The sequence below is a fragment of the Streptomyces genisteinicus genome, assembly GCF_014489615.1.
In the GTDB taxonomy this organism is placed as follows: domain Bacteria; phylum Actinomycetota; class Actinomycetes; order Streptomycetales; family Streptomycetaceae; genus Streptomyces; species Streptomyces genisteinicus.
In genome coordinates this window covers 1,713,828-1,729,197 of sequence record NZ_CP060825.1, presented here as the reverse complement: position 1 = coordinate 1,729,197, position 15,370 = coordinate 1,713,828, and the positions used below count along the sequence as shown (strand labels likewise).

Genomic DNA, 15,370 nt, shown 5'->3' with positions numbered 1-15,370 from the left:
CAAAGAAGCGGATCGCTCCGCCGCCGGCGCCTCACCCGCGCCGCAGCAGGCGCGAGGCCCCGGCCGCCACGGTGGTCGCCAGGATCCACCCGAGGATCACCAGCACGGCCGCCGCCCACTGCCACCTCCCGTCGAGCCGCCAGTAGCCGTCCTGGCCGAGATTGATCACCGGCACGAGCAGATCGAGGGCGTAGAGGGCCGGATTCCAGACCGGATGCTCCTGCCCCTTCATGGGCTCCGGCTCGACCTGGGCGAAGGCGATCGCCCCCGCCGCCCACAGCACCGCCATCCACAGCGCCGCGCGCCCCGGCCGGTACCCGTAGGCCACCGTCCAGTCCTGGAGGTAGCCCCAGAGCTTCGCCGCGAGCGGCAGCGTCTCCCGTCTGCGGCGCTGCTTGGCGAGCAGCACCTCGCGGGCGTCGGCGTCCTCCCCGCTGTTGCGCAGCACGGTCGCGAGCCGCTCGTACGGCTCCGGCGAGTACTCCGGGGTCGCGGAGGCCACCCACTCCAGCCGGCGCGAGAGCGGGAACTCCTCGTAGGGCACGAGGTTCTCGTAGACGAAGCCGTTGATCGCCAGGCCGCCGGGCCCCGGCCAGCTCGCCGCCAGGTCGATCAGCGTCACCACCTTGGCGCCGTTCAGCACCACGCGGCCCTCCTCGGGCCGCTCCGCGTTGAAGCGCAGCTCGGGTGCGGTGATCCTGCGCAGCGACAGCTCCTCGCGCGGGCCGAGGACGAACCGGGCGCCGTTCATGTCGATCGCGTCGCCGAACCTGCCGTCGTCGATGCGCACCCCGCCGTGGCACTCGAAGGGCTGGAGCCGCGAGCCCCGCGCCGCACCGCCGGTGACGGTGCCGAACGGGGGAGTGGCGCCCTGGTTGCCGGTGGCCTCGCTCACCCACGCGCCGGTCAGGTAGAGCGTCCGCTCGACGCTCAGCTGCGGCGCGTTCAGCGCCCGCCGGTCGCCCGCCGCCCGCAGCCGCGAGCCGCGCAGGCTCAGCGACACCCCGACCTTCGCGCCCCGCATGCTGAACTCGCCGTAGGTCTCGATCAGTTCGGCCTGGAGGTCCTGGGCGACCGACAGGCCGTCCGCGGTGATGGCCCGGCCCCTCCGGTCGGGCCGCACATGGATCTGGTTGATCAGCAGGTCGGTGCCGATCTGCGCGTCGGTCAGCCGGATGCCGTGCTCCACACGGCAGCGCGGCAGATGCAGGTCGCCCTCCGTGCGCAGCCGCGCCGCCTCGATCCGCGGCACGGCGCAGCTGATCAGCCGGAGCGTGGCGAAGTGCGCCTCCGGCATCAGCAGCTCGCTCTCGAAGCGGCAGCCGTTGAGCTCCACGTACGGGGCGATGCTGCCGCCCGCCAGCTTGAGCGTGCCGGTGATCTGCAGGCCGCGCAGCTTGAGCGCCGCGACCCGCCCGGGTCTCGCCTCCGGCCCGTTGAGCAGGAGCCGCGCCACCACCCAGGCGCGGACGATGCGTTCGGGACCCCAGGGAAAGGGCGAGAACGGATTGTTCTGCAAGGGGTCCGTGTCACTGAGGTCGAATGTGCTGCCGTCCCGGAATGCGTTCCACATGGCTGCTTCGGCCGGGCTCACTCCGTCCGGAGGCCCGCCGTCCAGCGGCTCGGTCACTGCCGCCCTCCGCTTCCTTGGCTCGTACAGCTGTTCTTCCCGCTCAGTGACGGCCTGAACGCTAGTGGTGATGGTCGTCCCGCGGGAAACGGGGTGACTCGATCGAGCCGTTGTGAGGGACGGTGCGCCTGGGACACGCCGTCGCCCGCCCGTAGCCGCGGGCGATTCCGTATCAGCCACTGATACGGAAATCGGCCGCCCGGACCGGTCTGCGAGAATTGACCGCGTGATCTCGCGAATCGACCTGCGCGGCGACGCCCTCCCCGAGGGCGGCGCCCTGCGCGACCTGCTCCCCCGTGCCGACTTCGACGTCGCGGCCGCCCTGGACAAGGTGCGGCCCATCTGCGAGGACGTGCATCATCGGGGCGACGCGGCGCTGATCGAGTACGCGCAGCGGTTCGACGGTGTCGAGCTGGACCGGGTCAGGGTCCCGGCCGCCGCCCTGACCAGGGCACTCGCCGAACTGGACCCGGAGGTGCGGGCCGCGCTGGAGGAGTCGGTCCGCCGCGCCCGCATCGTCCACCGCGCCCAGCGCCGCAAGGACCACACCACCCAGGTCGTGCCCGGCGGCACCGTGACCGAGAAGTGGATCCCGGTCGACCGCGTCGGGCTCTACGCGCCGGGCGGCCGGTCCGTGTACCCCTCGTCCGTGATCATGAACGTGGTCCCGGCGCAGGAGGCGGGCGTCCCGTCCCTCGCGCTGGCCTCTCCCGCGCAGAAGGAGTTCGGCGGGCTGCCGCACCCCACGATCCTCGCCGCCTGCGCCCTGCTCGGCGTCGACGAGGTGTACGCGGCGGGCGGTGCCACCGCCGTCGCGATGTTCGCATACGGCACCGAGTCCTGCGCCCCGGCGAACATGGTGACCGGCCCCGGCAACATCTGGGTCGCGGCCGCCAAGCGGTACTTCACCGGCCGCATCGGCATCGACGCCGAGGCCGGCCCGACGGAGATCGCCGTCCTCGCCGACTCCACCGCCGACCCCGTCCACGTCGCCGCCGACCTGATCAGCCAGGCCGAGCACGACCCGCTCGCGGCCGCCGTGCTCGTCACCGACTCCGAGGAGCTCGCCGACGCCGTCGAGCGCGAGCTGGAGCCGCAGGTGGCCGCCACCCGGCACGTCGAGGACCGGATCAAGCCCGCGCTCACCGGCCGCCAGTCCGCGATCGTCCTCGTCTCCTCGGTGGAGGACGGGCTCCGGGTCGTCGACGCGTACGGCGCCGAGCACCTGGAGATCCAGACCGCGGACGCCGCCGAGGTCGCCGCCCGGGTCCGCAACGCCGGGGCCGTCTTCGTCGGCCCCTGGTCCCCCGTCTCGCTGGGCGACTACGCGGCCGGCTCCAACCACGTCCTGCCGACCGGCGGCTGCGCCTGCCACTCGTCGGGCCTGTCCGTGCAGTCGTTCCTGCGCGGCGTCCACATCGTCGACTACACCCGCGACGCCCTCGCCGACGTCGCCCACCACGTGGTCACCCTCGCGGAGGCGGAGGACCTGCCGGCGCACGGCGCCGCGCTCAAGGCGAGGTTCGGCTGGAAGGTGCCGGGCCAGTGAGCGACCAGGCACCCGCCGGCATCGGCATCGACGACCTGCCGGTCCGCGACGAACTGCGCGGCAAGACGCCCTACGGCGCCCCGCAGCTCGACGTCCCCGTCCGGCTGAACACCAACGAGAACCCCTACCCGCTGCCGGAGCCGCTCGTCGAGCGGATCACGGAGCGGGTGCGCGAGGCCGCCCGCGGGCTCAACCGCTACCCCGACCGGGACGCGGCCGAGCTGAGGGACGGCCTGGCCGCCTACCTCACCCGCACCACGGGCCACCCGGTCACCCGGGAGATGGTCTGGGCGGCCAACGGCTCCAACGAGGTGCTCCAGCAGCTCCTCCAGACGTTCGCCGGACCCGGCAGGCTCGCGATCGGCTTCGAGCCCTCGTACTCCATGCACGCGCTGATCGCCCGTGGCACCGGCACCGGCTGGATCTCCGGCCCCCGGCGCGACGACTTCACCGTCGACACCGGTGCCGCCCGCGCCGCGATCGCCGAGCACCGCCCGCACGTGGTCTTCGTCACCTCGCCCAACAACCCCACCGGGACGGCCGTCGACGCGGACACCGTCGTCGCGCTGTACGAGGCGGCCCAGGCCGCCCGCCCCTCGCTGGTCGTCGTCGACGAGGCCTACGTGGAGTTCAGCCACCGCCCCTCGCTGCTGCCGCTGACCGAGGGCCGGCCCAACCTCGTGATCTCCCGCACCATGTCCAAGGCGTTCGGCGCCGCCGGGCTGCGCCTCGGCTATCTGGCCGCCCACCCCGCCGTGGTGGACGCCGTCCAGCTGGTGCGCCTGCCGTACCACCTCAGCGCGGTCACCCAGGCCACCGCCCTCGCCGCGCTGGAGCACACCGATACGCTGCTCGGGTACGTGGAGCAGCTGAAGGCCGAGCGCGACCGGCTGGTCGCCGAACTGCGCGCCACCGGCTACGAGGTCACCGAGTCCGACGCCAACTTCGTGCAGTTCGGCGTCTTCGACGACGCGCACGCGGTCTGGCAGCGCATCCTCGACAAGGGCGTCCTCGTCCGCGACAACGGCGTACCGGGCCGGCTGCGGGTCACCGCGGGCACCCCCGAAGAGAACGACGCGTTCCTCGACGCGGTTCGTGAGTTGAAGAAGGAGCAGAGCGCATGACGCGCGAGGGTCGTATCGGAAGGGTCGAACGGACCACCAAGGAGACCTCGGTCGTCGTCGAGATCGATCTCGACGGCACCGGCACGGTCGACGTCGCCACCGGCGTCGGCTTCTTCGACCACATGCTCGACCAGCTCGGCAGGCACGGTCTGTTCGACCTCACCGTCAAGACCGACGGCGACCTGCACATCGACACCCACCACACCATCGAGGACACCGCCCTCGCCCTCGGCGCCGCCTTCCGGCAGGCCCTCGGCGACAAGGTCGGCATCTACCGCTTCGGCAACTGCACCGTGCCGCTCGACGAGTCCCTCGCCCAGGTCACCGTCGACCTCTCCGGCCGCCCCTACCTGGTGCACACCGAGCCGGAGAACATGGCGCCCATGATCGGCGCCTACGACACGACGATGACCCGCCACATCTTCGAGTCCTTCGTCGCCCAGGCGCAGGTCGCGCTGCACATCCACGTCCCGTACGGCCGCAACGCCCACCACATCGTCGAGTGCCAGTTCAAGGCCCTCGCCCGGGCCCTGCGCTACGCGTCGGAGCGGGACCCCCGCGCCGCCGGCATCCTTCCCTCCACGAAGGGCGCGCTGTAGTCCGATGACGGGTCTCTCCACCATCCTCATCGTCGTCGGCCTCTTCCTCGCCGGCGGCGTGTACTCCTTCTCCAAGCAGGGCATGCCGAAGGGCGTCGTCGTGCTCCTCGCCGGCGCCTCGTTCATGTGCCTGCTCGCCGGCGTCCTGCGCATCCAGGGAATCTGGGGGTAGCACCATGAGCGCAGCCAGGAAGGTCGTCGTCTTCGACTACGGCTTCGGCAACGTCCGCTCCGCCGAGCGGGCCCTCGCCCGGGTCGGCGCCGACGTCGAGATCACCCGCGACTACGACAGGGCCATGAACGCCGACGGACTGCTCGTCCCCGGCGTCGGCGCGTTCTCCGCCTGCATGGACGGACTGCGCAAGGCCCGCGGCGAGTGGGTCGTCGGACGCAGGCTGGCCGGCGGCCGCCCCGTCATGGGCATCTGCGTCGGCATGCAGATCCTCTTCGCCCGCGGCATCGAGCACGGCGTCGAGACCGAAGGCCTCGACGAATGGCCGGGCACCGTGGGCCCGCTGAAGGCCCCCGTCGTGCCCCACATGGGCTGGAACACCGTCGAAGCCCCCGCGGACAGCGACCTGTTCGCCGGCGTCGGCGCCGACGAGCGCTTCTACTTCGTGCACTCCTACGCGGTGCACGACTGGGAGCTGGAGGTCACCAACCCGGCCATCCGCGCCCCCCGGGTCACCTGGGCGACGCACGGCGAGCCCTTCGTCGCCGCCGTCGAGAACGGCGCGCTCTGGGCCACCCAGTTCCACCCCGAGAAGTCCGGCGACGCCGGAGCCCAGCTCCTCACCAACTGGATCGGAACACTGTGAGCAGCACGCTTGAACTCCTCCCCGCCGTCGACGTCCGCGACGGCCAGGCCGTCCGCCTGGTCCACGGCGAGTCGGGCACCGAGACCTCCTACGGCTCCCCGCTGGAGGCCGCGCTCGCCTGGCAGCGCTCCGGCGCCGAGTGGCTGCACCTGGTCGACCTCGACGCCGCCTTCGGCACCGGCGACAACCGGGAGCTGATCGCCGAGGTCGCCGCCGCCATGGACATCAAGGTCGAGCTCTCCGGCGGCATCCGCGACGACGCCTCGCTCGCGGCCGCCCTCGCCACCGGCTGCCGCCGCGTCAACCTCGGCACCGCCGCGCTGGAGACCCCCGAGTGGGTCGCCAAGGTCATCGCCGAGCACGGCGACCGGATCGCCGTCGGCCTCGACGTCCGCGGCACCACGCTGCGCGGACGCGGCTGGACCCGCGACGGCGGCGACCTCTACGAGACCCTCGCCCGCCTCGACTCCGAGGGCTGCGCCCGCTACGTCGTCACCGACATCGCCAAGGACGGCACCCTCCAGGGCCCCAACCTGGAGCTGCTGAAGAACGTCTGCGCGGCCACCGACAAGCCCGTCGTCGCCTCCGGCGGCGTCTCCTCCCTCGACGACCTGCGCGCGCTCGCGGGCCTGGTGCCCGTGGGCGTCGAGGGCGCCATCGTGGGCAAGGCCCTGTACGCGAAGGCGTTCACCCTGGAGGAGGCACTCGCGGCGGTGGCGGCATGAGCGGCCCCGTGCGCCGGGTCTCCTCCGGCGGCCCGTGGGAGGAGAGCTTCGGCTACTCCCGCGCCGTCGAACTCCCGAACGGCCTGGTCCTGGTCTCCGGCTGCACCTCCGTCGTCGACGGCGAGATCGCCGCGGGCAGCCCGTACGAGCAGACCCTCACCGCGTTCGGCGTCGCCGTCGACGCGCTGAAGCAGCTCGGCCTCGGCGCCGCCGACGTGGTGCGCACCCGGATGTACATCACCCACGCCCGCGACGTCGAGGAGGTGGGCCGAGCCCACAAGGAACTCTTCGACGCGGTGCGGCCCGCGGCGTCGATGATCATCGTCTCCGGCTTCGTCGACCCCTCGCTCGTGGTCGAGGTCGAGGTCGAGGCCTACCGTCCCGCCGGAGGTGACGCATGACCGTCGCGGTCCGCGTCATCCCCTGCCTGGACGTCGACGCCGGGCGCGTCGTCAAGGGCGTCAACTTCCAGAACCTGCGCGACGCCGGCGACCCCGTCGAGATGGCCAAGCTCTACGACGCCGAAGGCGCCGACGAGCTGACCTTCCTCGACATCACCGCCTCCTCCGGCAACCGGGAGACCACCTACGACGTGGTGCGCCGCACCGCGGAACAGGTCTTCATCCCGCTCACCGTGGGCGGCGGAGTGCGCTCCGCCGACGACGTGGACCGGCTGCTGCGGGCGGGCGCCGACAAGGTCGGCGTCAACACCGCGGCCATCGCGCGCCCGGAGCTGATCCGCGAGATCGCCGAACGCTTCGGACGCCAGGTGCTGGTGCTCTCCGTCGACGCCCGGCGCACCCCGTCCGGCACCTTCGAGGTCACCACCCACGGCGGTCGCCGTGGGACCGGCATCGACGCCGTCGAGTGGGCGCACCGCGCGGCCGAGCTCGGCGCGGGCGAGATCCTGCTCAACTCCATGGACGCCGACGGCACCAAGGACGGCTACGACACCGAGATGATCGCGGCCGTGCGCACGCATGTGACGGTCCCGGTGATCGCCTCCGGCGGCGCGGGCCGGCTCGCCGACTTCCCGCCCGCCGTCGCCGCCGGGGCGGACGCGGTGCTCGCCGCGTCCGTGTTCCACTTCGGTGACCTGCGCATCGGGCAGGTCAAGGACAGCCTGCGGGAGGCGGGCCACCCGGTTCGCTGAGGCCGTGTGCGGAGGGGCCTCCGGGGATGGTCCTGGAGGCCCCTCGGTGCGTCCGGGGGGCCTTGCCGGGGCGGGGGCGGTTTCCGCGGGGGCGGGTGCGTTGTGGGGTGCGGGTGTGTGGGTGGCGCACCCACGCTGCGCGCGGGTTGTCCTCAGGCGCCGGACGGGCTTTGGTGCGGGGTTGGGCTTGCGCCTTTTGTGCGGGCGGGGGTGGTGCACCCCCGCTGCGCGCGGGTGTCCTCAAGCGCCGGACGGGCTTGGGTTGCACGGCGCTGGTCCGGTGCGTGGAGTGGGGGTTGCGGGTCCCTCCGGAGGCTAGAGCGCCCGCTCGCCCCAGACTTGTGTTGCCCTAGCCGGAGGACCGTCGGGCGCTTACGCCTCCTGCGCGCCCCGTGTCCGCGTGGAACGTACCGGCCCGCCGGTGTGGGGGCTGTTTTGTCGTCTGCGGGTCCGGTGGTCGTGCGCTGCGTGTTCGGGGCGGTGGTCGCGGTGCCGTTCGGTGGAGACCGGCCCCCGGGCGCGTGCGGCGTTGCCGAACGGGTCCCGTACATTCGTGCGGGGTCGCCCGCAGTGTCCCGGGCGGACCCCGTCCACCCCGCCGCCGTTCCGAGAGGCTCCACCGCTGTGCCCGCCGATGTGGGGCTGTCCGCCCACCGTGACCCGCAGGTGCTGCGCTGGCTCGGCGCCTACGGGCTCTCGGCCACCGGCGACAGCGTCTACCACGTCGCCCTGACCTGGGCGGCCACCCGCGGCGGCAGCGCCGCGGAGGCGGGGGCCGTGCTGGCCGCCGGGGCCGTGCCGCGCGCCCTGCTCATGCTCGGCGGCGGTGTCCTCGCCGACCGGATCGGACCCCGGACGGTGGTCCTCGTCAGCGACACCGCCCGCTGCCTCGTCGTGCTGGGCCTCGCCGCCCTGCTGTGGCTGACCACCCCGGGTCTCTGGGTGCTCGCGGCGGTCGCCGTCGTCTTCGGGATCCTCGACGCCGTCTTCATGCCGGCCGTCGGCGCACTGCCCCCGCGCATCGTGCCCCGCGGACAGCTCGCCCGGGTGCAGGGACTGCGCGGCCTCGCCGGCCGCGGGGCGACCGTCGCCGGAGCCCCGCTCGGCGGCGCGGCGACCGCCCTGTCCGGGGCACCCGCGGCGTTCACCGCGGCGGCGGCCCTCTTCGCGCTCTCGCTCCCCCTGCTGCTCACCCTCCGCATCGCCCCCCTCCCGCCTTCGGCGGCGGAGAACTCCCCGCCGGGGCCGGTGGGCTCCCCGGCGGCTGAGCGGGGCGGCCGCCTGAAGCGGTTGGCGGGGGACCTCGCGGACGGACTGCGGTACGTCCGCGGGCACCGGGTGCTCGGCCCGCTGATCGTGGTCGTCGCCGTCAGCGACCTCGGCTTCGTCGGCCCCCTCGGCGTCGGCCTCGCGCTGCTCGCCGAGGCCCGGGGGTGGGGTGCGCCGGGGCTCGGCTGGCTGCTCGCCGGCTTCGCCGCCGGGTCGGCCGCCGCCTCCCTGCTGCTGGCCGTCCGGGGCCGGATACCGCGCGCCGGGCTCGTCATGGGCCTCGCGCTGGTCACCGGCTCCGCGGCGATCGCCGCGCTCGCGCTGCTGCCCGGCCTCGTCGCGGCCGTCGCCGTCGCGGCCCTGGTCGGTGTGCTCACCGGGGTGAGCGGCTCCCTGTGCGGCGCGCTGCTCCAGACCGCCGCCGACCCCGCCCACCTGGGCCGGGTCACCTCGCTCGCGACCTTCGTCAGCCTCGGCCTGGCGCCGCTGAGCTTTCCGCTCACCGGCGCCGCGGTCGGCCTGTGGGACGCCACGCCGGTCTTCGCGGTCAGCGCCCTGGTGTGCGCGGCGGGAGCCGTGTACGGCCTCTGCTCGGTCCACCTGCGGCGGGCCGAGCTGCCGCACTGACTTTCGGACGCGGTCCCGGCCCGGGACCCCTTTCCGGCGGCGCGGGCGAGCCCGGCCGGTGCGGCGGCCCCGGGCGCCCGCCTGTGCGGGAAGCCCCGGCCCGGAGGTTCCTGCACCCGGGCGGGGGCCTACACCCCGAGCTGCGCCGTCCGGACCCGGGCGATCGCGTCCTTGTCGCCCTCCAGATCCACCCGGGCGGCGTCCTGCCGGCCGAACGCGAACAGCGTCAGCTCGCCCGGCTGGCCCGTCACCGTCACCACCGGCGTTCCCCGGTGGGCGACCACCGTCTGGCCGTCGGGCCTGCGCAGCACCACGCCCAGCGGGGCCCGCCGCCCCAGCAGCCGCGCGCCCTTCTCCAGGCGCGACCACAGGACGTTCTCGAAGACCGGGTCCAGGTCGCGCGGCGTCCAGTCCGCCTGCGCCCGGCGCACGTCCTCCGCGTGCACGAAGAACTCGATCGTGTTGGCCGCCTCGTCGATCTGCTTGAGGGAGTACGGCGACATCCTGGGCGGGCCGCTGCGGATCATCCGCAGCAGCTCCTCGTACGGCTGGGCCGCGAACTCGGCACGGATCCGCTCCATCCGGTCCGCCAGGGCCTTCAGGAGCACTCCGCCCGCCGCGTCGGGCCGCCGCTCCCGCATCACGACGTGCGCGGCGAGGTCATGCGCCGTCCAGCCCTTGCACAGGGTCGGGGCACCGGGGCCCGCCGCCTCCAACAGGTCGGCGAGCAGAAGTCGTTCACGCTTGGCATGGGTCGACATGCCCGCCAGGGTACGGGGCCCGGGCGTTCGGCGCCCGGCGCGGGGAACCCGGACCGGGCCCCGCGCCCCCTCGCGCGGGTTCGCCGCCGGTTCCCGGTCCGCCCCGTGGACGCCCGTCCGCCGGGCCGGTCCGGCACGGCACAATGGCCACCATGACCAGCAGCGTCCCGCCGAGCTCCCTCGACCCCGCCGTAGCCGCCCGTCTCAAGCGCAGCGCCGACGGCCTCGTACCCGCCATCGCCCAGCAGTACGACACCGGCGAGGTGCTCATGCTCGGGTGGATGGACGACGAGGCGCTGCACCGCACCCTGACCACCGGACGCTGCACCTACTGGTCCCGCAGCCGCGGCGAGTACTGGGTGAAGGGCGACACCTCCGGCCACGTCCAGCACGTGAAGTCCGTGGCCCTGGACTGCGACGCCGACACCGTCCTCGTGAAGGTGGACCAGGTGGGCGCGGCCTGCCACACGGGCGCCCGCACCTGTTTCGACGCCGACGTGCTCCTGGACAAGTAGGGTCTGCCGCCATGGATCTCGAGACCTTCCGCAAGCTGGCGGCGGACCGCCGCGTCATCCCCGTCAGCCGCCGGCTGCTGGCGGACGGCGACACGCCCGTGGGGCTCTACCGCAAGCTCGCCGCCGAACGCCCCGGCACCTTCCTCCTCGAATCCGCGGAGAACGGCCGCTCCTGGTCGCGCTACTCCTTCATCGGCGTGCGCTCCGACGCGACGCTCACCGCCCGGGACGGCGAGGCGCACTGGCTGGGCACCCCGCCCGTCGGCGTCCCCACCGCGGGTGACCCGCTGGTCGCGCTGCGGGAGACCGTCGAGACCCTCCACACCCCGCACGACCTGGCGTCCGGGATGCCGCCCTTCACCGGCGGCATGGTCGGCTACCTCGGCTACGACATCGTCCGCCGCCTGGAGCGCATCGGTCCCGGCGAGCGCGACGACCTCCGCCTCCCCGAGCTGACCATGCTGCTCACCTCGGACCTCGCGGTGCTCGACCACTGGGACGGCAGCGTCCTGCTGATCGCCAACGCGATCAACCACAACGACCTCGACACCGGCGTCGACGAGGCGTACGCGGGCGCCGTCGCCCGCCTCGACGCCATGGAGGCCGACCTCTCCCGGCCGCTCGCGTCCCCGCCCGCCGTCCTGCCGCCGTCCGAACTGCCGGAGTTCTCCGCGCTGTGGGGCGGCAAGGACTACCAGGCCGCCGTCGAGGACATCAAGGAGCGCATCCGGGCCGGCGAGGCCTTCCAGGTCGTGCCCTCGCAGCGGTTCGAGACGCCGTGCACCGCGAGCGCGCTGGACGTCTACCGGGTGCTCCGCGCCACCAACCCCTCGCCGTACATGTACCTGTTCCGCTTCGACGGGTTCGACGTCGTCGGCTCCAGCCCGGAGGCGCTGGTCAAGGTCGAGGACGGGCGGGCCATGGTCCACCCCATCGCGGGCACCCGGCCGCGCGGCGCGAGTCCGCAGGAGGACCACGACCTCGCGGAGGAACTGCTCGCCGACCCCAAGGAGCGCGCCGAGCACCTCATGCTCGTCGACCTCGGCCGCAACGACCTGGGCCGTGTCTGCGCACCCGGCACGGTCGAGGTGGTCGACTTCATGTCGATCGAGCGCTACTCCCATGTGATGCACATCGTTTCCACCGTCACCGGCCGGGTGGCCGAGGGCCGCACCGCCTTCGACGTGCTCACCGCCTGCTTCCCCGCGGGCACCCTCTCGGGAGCGCCGAAGCCGCGGGCCATGCAGATCATCGACGAGCTCGAACCGTCCCGGCGCGGGCTCTACGGCGGTGCCGTCGGCTACCTGGACTTCGCCGGCGACTCCGACACGGCCATCGCCATCCGCACCGCGGTGCTCCGCGACGGCACCGCCTACGTCCAGGCGGGCGCGGGCGTGGTGGCCGACTCCGACCCGGTCGCCGAGGACACCGAGTGCCGGAACAAGGCGGCGGCGGTGCTCCGTGCCGTCCACACGGCCAACCGGCTGAACGGCTGACCGGCCGGTAAGGGATAGTGGGGCGGGTGAGTGCTGTTCCCGTACCCCAGCCCCGTACCTCGGCCGCCGCACCGGCGGCGGCGAGCGGCAGCCGCCGCAGCCTCGCCGCCGCGCTGCTCCTCGGTGCCGCCGGAGCCACCGTCGTCCTGCTCGCCGCCGGCCGCGTCTGGGCCGAGGGCACCGCGTCCGTCGGCGGCGGGACCGTCGCGCTGGACGCCCGGGGCGGCGACGTCACCGGCGTCCCGACCGCCCTGGCCGTCGTCGGCCTCGCCGCGCTCGTGGCCGTCTTCGCCGCACGCCGCGCCGGCCGGCTGCTGGTGTCCGCCCTGCTCGCGCTCAGCGGCGCCGGCGCGAGCGCCGCGGCGCTGCTCGACGCATCCGACACCGCCGCCCTCGACGAGAAGGCCGCCCGCACCACCGGGGACGCCGCCGCCACGGTCGGCGCCCTCACCCACACCGCGTGGCCCTACGTCACAGCCGCCGGCGGGCTGCTGATCCTGCTGGCGGGAGTGCTGGCGCTGCGGTACGGAAAGCGCTGGCCCACCATGTCCGGCCGCTACGAGCGCGACGGCACGCCGCGGCCCCGCCGGGCCGCCGCGGTCGACCCCGACCGCCCCGAGGATCTGTGGAAGGCCCTGGACCGCGGCGAGGACCCGACGCGCGAAGGGTGACCCCAGCTCATCCGCCGTCCCGGCGTGCGGGACAATGACACCGGGCCCCGGAGCCCGGCCCACGGGGACCGGCCCCACCGGCCCACGGGCACCCAGCCCACGACAGCGCACCAGAAACGAGGAGCACACTCATGGCGGGCAGCAGCCACGGACACACCCCGGCCGCCTGGACCGGCGTCATCATCGCCTTCATCGGGTTCTGCGTCGCAGGCGTCTTCATGGTCGCGGACAACCCGGCCGGTTTCTGGGCCGGTTCGGCCCTCATCGTGCTCGGCGCCGTCGTCGGCGGTGCGATGAAGATGGCGGGCATGGGCACGCCGAAGGAGCCGCAGGCCGTCGCCGAGGCGCGCGCCCGCGCCGCCGCGCGGGAGAGCGCCGCGGCCTGACGCGGTGACCGCGTGACACACGACGGCGGCGCAGCCCGGCACGGCCGGGCTGCGCCGCCGTCGTGCACCGGGCACAATCACGCCGTGACCCCCACCTCCCCGCGCCCCCCGCACGGCACCGCCCCGGCCGCGGCCGAGTCCGCCCGTCCCGCGCCGTCGCCCCGCGCGCACCCCCCGCCCGCCGCGGACGCGCACCCCGTGGCCGCCGGTCCGACCCGGTGCGGCGAGGAGCCCTTCGCGGAGCCGACCCCACCTCCCCCGGCCGCACCGGACGCCGCCCGCGCACCTGCGCACCCCGGCTCGCCCGACGGGCCGCGCTCCATTTCGCCCGCGCCTGCCGGCGGGTCTTCAGCGCCCGCGTCGCACGGCGACGGGCCCGCCGCTTCCGCGGCCGCGAGCGGGCCCGGCGACGGGCCTGCGGGGAGCCCGGGGCGGCGTGCCGCGTCGGCTGCCGAGTCCGCGGCTCACGGAGAACGCCCCACGCCGGCGTCTTACGGGCCGCCCTCCGCGCCCGGGCGATCCGGTGCGGTTCCCGGGGCGGCGGCTGCGAGCACCCGGGGCGCCGAGCCCGTGGCGAGCGCGGGCCGGCCCGCTGCCGAGGCTGCCCCGCCCGGACCTTCCGGCGCACCCCCCGCGCCCGCGCCCCCCGGCGCACCCCCCGCCCCCGGTGGCTGGGGCAGCGGGGCGTACCCCGGGGCGCTCGCCCCGGTCGCGCCCCCGTCGACCGGGCGGCGGCTCGCCGGGCCGCTGGTCACGCTCGCGGGTGTCGCCGCGGCCTTCGCGTACGTCGGGAGCGTCGATCCCAACGAGCCGGGCCACTACCCGGTCTGTCCGCTGCTCAGCCTCACCGGCGTCCTCTGCCCGGGGTGCGGCGGGCTGCGCAGCGCGCACGCCTTCGTCCACGGTGACCTGCCTACCGCGCTGGGTGCCAACGCCGCCGCGGTCGCCGGCTACCTCGTCTTCGCCGTCCTGTGGGTGATGTGGCTCGTTCACGCCGTCCGCGGCAGGCCCTTCCGCCCGCGGGTCAGCCCCCTCGTCGGCTGGTCCGCGGGTGCCGTCCTGGTCGTCTTCGCCGTGGTGCGGAACCTGCCGTTCGGGGCCGCGCTGGCTCCGTGAAAGTCCCAGCTGGTGGGACGGCGGCCATCCGGATGCGGGGCCTCGGCCCGTGTGCGGATACCATCGAGATGGCTGATCCTGAACCGTCCACCACCGTCCCGGAAGGGGGCCGCTCGCGTGAGTGTGCTCGACGAGATCATCGAAGGTGTGCGCGCCGACCTCGCGGAGCGGCAGGCGCGTGTCAGCCTCGACGAGCTCAAGGAGCGCGCCGCCAAGGCCCCCGCTGCCAAGGACGGGGTCGCCGCGCTGCGCGGCGACGGCGTCAAGGTGATCTGCGAGGTCAAGCGCTCCAGCCCCTCCAAGGGGGCCCTCGCCGCGATCGCCGACCCGGCCGGCCTGGCCGCCGACTACGAGGCGGGCGGCGCGGCGGTCATCTCCGTGCTGACCGAGGAGCGGCGCTTCGGCGGTTCCCTCGCCGACCTGGAGGCCGTCCGGGCCCGGGTCGACGTCCCCGTGCTCCGCAAGGACTTCATCGTCACCGCCTACCAGCTCTGGGAGGCGCGCGCCTACGGTGCCGACGTGGTGCTGCTGATCGTCGCCGGGCTGGAGCAGGAGGCGCTGGTCTCCCTGATCGAGCGCGCCGAGTCCATCGGCCTCACCCCGCTCGTCGAGGTCCACGACGAGGACGAGGTGGAGCGCGCCGTCGACGCCGGAGCGAAGATCATCGGCGTGAACGCGCGCAACCTCAAGACCCTCAAGGTCGACCGCTCCACCTTCGAGCGCGTCGCCCCCGAGATCCCCTCGCACATCGTCAAGATCGCCGAGTCCGGTGTGCGCGGCCCCCACGACCTGATCGCCTACGCGAACGCCGGCGCCGACGCCGTGCTCGTCGGCGAGTCCCTCGTCACCGGCCGCGACCCCAAGGCGGCCGTGGCCGACCTGGTCGCCGCCGGCGCCCACCCGGCCCTGCGCCACGGGCGGAGCTGACCCC

17 protein-coding genes are annotated in these 15,370 nt (G+C 74.4%); 15 read left to right on the top strand and 2 right to left on the bottom strand.

Features of this window, described 5'->3' with window-relative positions; genetic code table 11:
- Positions 1–31: 31 nt before the first annotated feature.
- Positions 32–1,630: an oxidoreductase gene (locus IAG43_RS07640; protein WP_187739999.1), complete on the bottom strand. Its 1,599-nt coding sequence runs from the start codon at positions 1,628–1,630 to the stop codon at positions 32–34.
- Positions 1,631–1,856: 226 nt separating this feature from the next.
- Between IAG43_RS07640 and hisD the strand changes: the two genes are divergently transcribed.
- The 9 genes from hisD to IAG43_RS07595 all read left to right on the top strand — a co-directional run bounded on the left by hisD (position 1,857) and on the right by IAG43_RS07595 (position 9,494).
- Positions 1,857–3,179 carry a histidinol dehydrogenase gene (gene hisD / locus IAG43_RS07635; RefSeq protein WP_187739998.1) on the top strand — a complete coding sequence of 441 codons (1,323 nt, stop codon included), beginning with the start codon at positions 1,857–1,859 and terminating at the stop codon, positions 3,177–3,179.
- Positions 3,176–4,303 (top strand): histidinol-phosphate transaminase, encoded by a 1,128-nt coding sequence (locus tag IAG43_RS07630; RefSeq protein ID WP_246574148.1) that lies wholly within the window; start codon positions 3,176–3,178, stop codon positions 4,301–4,303. The genes hisD and IAG43_RS07630 overlap by 4 nt, the downstream gene beginning before the upstream one ends.
- Positions 4,300–4,902 (top strand): imidazoleglycerol-phosphate dehydratase HisB, encoded by a 603-nt coding sequence (gene hisB / locus IAG43_RS07625; RefSeq protein WP_187739997.1) that lies wholly within the window; start codon positions 4,300–4,302, stop codon positions 4,900–4,902. The genes IAG43_RS07630 and hisB overlap by 4 nt, the downstream gene beginning before the upstream one ends.
- Before the next feature lie 4 nt (positions 4,903–4,906).
- Complete coding sequence (locus tag IAG43_RS07620; RefSeq protein WP_187739996.1) at positions 4,907–5,074, top strand: hypothetical protein; 168 nt, start codon at positions 4,907–4,909, stop codon at positions 5,072–5,074.
- Between the two features lie 4 nt (positions 5,075–5,078).
- Positions 5,079–5,720 carry an imidazole glycerol phosphate synthase subunit HisH gene (gene hisH, locus IAG43_RS07615; RefSeq protein WP_187739995.1) on the top strand — a complete coding sequence of 214 codons (642 nt, stop codon included), beginning with the start codon at positions 5,079–5,081 and terminating at the stop codon, positions 5,718–5,720.
- The gene (gene priA, locus IAG43_RS07610) at positions 5,717–6,445 is read left to right on the top strand and encodes a bifunctional 1-(5-phosphoribosyl)-5-((5-phosphoribosylamino)methylideneamino)imidazole-4-carboxamide isomerase/phosphoribosylanthranilate isomerase PriA (RefSeq protein WP_147990321.1); all 729 of its coding nucleotides are present in this window, start codon (positions 5,717–5,719) and stop codon (positions 6,443–6,445) included. The genes hisH and priA overlap by 4 nt, the downstream gene beginning before the upstream one ends.
- Positions 6,442–6,846, top strand: coding sequence for a RidA family protein (locus IAG43_RS07605; protein WP_187739994.1), 405 nt, complete (start codon positions 6,442–6,444; stop codon positions 6,844–6,846). The genes priA and IAG43_RS07605 overlap by 4 nt, the downstream gene beginning before the upstream one ends.
- Positions 6,843–7,598 carry an imidazole glycerol phosphate synthase subunit HisF gene (hisF, locus tag IAG43_RS07600; RefSeq protein ID WP_187739993.1) on the top strand — a complete coding sequence of 252 codons (756 nt, stop codon included), beginning with the start codon at positions 6,843–6,845 and terminating at the stop codon, positions 7,596–7,598. Before IAG43_RS07605 ends, hisF begins: the two co-directional genes overlap by 4 nt.
- A gap of 624 nt (positions 7,599–8,222) precedes the next feature.
- Positions 8,223–9,494 carry an MFS transporter gene (locus IAG43_RS07595; protein ID WP_246574138.1) on the top strand — a complete coding sequence of 424 codons (1,272 nt, stop codon included), beginning with the start codon at positions 8,223–8,225 and terminating at the stop codon, positions 9,492–9,494.
- 128 nt (positions 9,495–9,622) lie between these two features.
- Here IAG43_RS07595 and IAG43_RS07590 read toward each other — a convergent pair whose 3' ends face one another.
- Positions 9,623–10,255, bottom strand: coding sequence for a TIGR03085 family metal-binding protein (locus IAG43_RS07590; RefSeq protein WP_187739992.1), 633 nt, complete (start codon positions 10,253–10,255; stop codon positions 9,623–9,625).
- A gap of 143 nt (positions 10,256–10,398) precedes the next feature.
- Here IAG43_RS07590 and hisI point away from each other — a divergent pair, with 143 nt between their 5' ends.
- From hisI to trpC, 6 genes are all read left to right on the top strand, one after another.
- A complete protein-coding gene (gene hisI / locus IAG43_RS07585; RefSeq protein ID WP_246574136.1) occupies positions 10,399–10,770 on the top strand; it encodes a phosphoribosyl-AMP cyclohydrolase in 372 nt (123 codons plus the stop codon).
- 11 nt (positions 10,771–10,781) lie between these two features.
- Positions 10,782–12,266, top strand: coding sequence for an anthranilate synthase component I (locus IAG43_RS07580; protein WP_187739990.1), 1,485 nt, complete (start codon positions 10,782–10,784; stop codon positions 12,264–12,266).
- Between the two features lie 17 nt (positions 12,267–12,283).
- Positions 12,284–12,937: a TIGR02234 family membrane protein gene (locus IAG43_RS07575; protein ID WP_187739989.1), complete on the top strand. Its 654-nt coding sequence runs from the start codon at positions 12,284–12,286 to the stop codon at positions 12,935–12,937.
- A 131-nt stretch (positions 12,938–13,068) separates the two neighbouring features.
- Complete coding sequence (locus IAG43_RS07570) at positions 13,069–13,323, top strand: HGxxPAAW family protein (RefSeq protein ID WP_187739988.1); 255 nt, start codon at positions 13,069–13,071, stop codon at positions 13,321–13,323.
- 570 nt (positions 13,324–13,893) lie between these two features.
- Complete coding sequence (locus IAG43_RS07565) at positions 13,894–14,439, top strand: DUF2752 domain-containing protein (protein ID WP_187739987.1); 546 nt, start codon at positions 13,894–13,896, stop codon at positions 14,437–14,439.
- Between the two features lie 117 nt (positions 14,440–14,556).
- Complete coding sequence (gene trpC / locus IAG43_RS07560) at positions 14,557–15,366, top strand: indole-3-glycerol phosphate synthase TrpC (protein WP_187739986.1); 810 nt, start codon at positions 14,557–14,559, stop codon at positions 15,364–15,366.
- Positions 15,367–15,370: the final 4 nt, after the last annotated feature.

Excerpts from the sequence above, each read along its gene's own strand:
- hisB (WP_187739997.1), top strand. The coding sequence starts at position 4,300 with ATGACGCGCGAGGGTCGTATCGGAAGGGTCGAACGGACCACCAAGGAG.
- IAG43_RS07620 (WP_187739996.1), top strand. The coding sequence starts at position 4,907 with ATGACGGGTCTCTCCACCATCCTCATCGTCGTCGGCCTCTTCCTCGCC.
- hisH (WP_187739995.1), top strand. The coding sequence starts at position 5,079 with ATGAGCGCAGCCAGGAAGGTCGTCGTCTTCGACTACGGCTTCGGCAAC.
- IAG43_RS07605 (WP_187739994.1), top strand. The coding sequence starts at position 6,442 with ATGAGCGGCCCCGTGCGCCGGGTCTCCTCCGGCGGCCCGTGGGAGGAG.
- hisF (WP_187739993.1), top strand. The coding sequence starts at position 6,843 with ATGACCGTCGCGGTCCGCGTCATCCCCTGCCTGGACGTCGACGCCGGG.
- IAG43_RS07590 (WP_187739992.1), bottom strand. The coding sequence starts at position 10,255 with ATGTCGACCCATGCCAAGCGTGAACGACTTCTGCTCGCCGACCTGTTG.
- hisI (WP_246574136.1), top strand. The coding sequence starts at position 10,399 with ATGGCCACCATGACCAGCAGCGTCCCGCCGAGCTCCCTCGACCCCGCC.
- IAG43_RS07580 (WP_187739990.1), top strand. The coding sequence starts at position 10,782 with ATGGATCTCGAGACCTTCCGCAAGCTGGCGGCGGACCGCCGCGTCATC.
- IAG43_RS07570 (WP_187739988.1), top strand. The coding sequence starts at position 13,069 with ATGGCGGGCAGCAGCCACGGACACACCCCGGCCGCCTGGACCGGCGTC.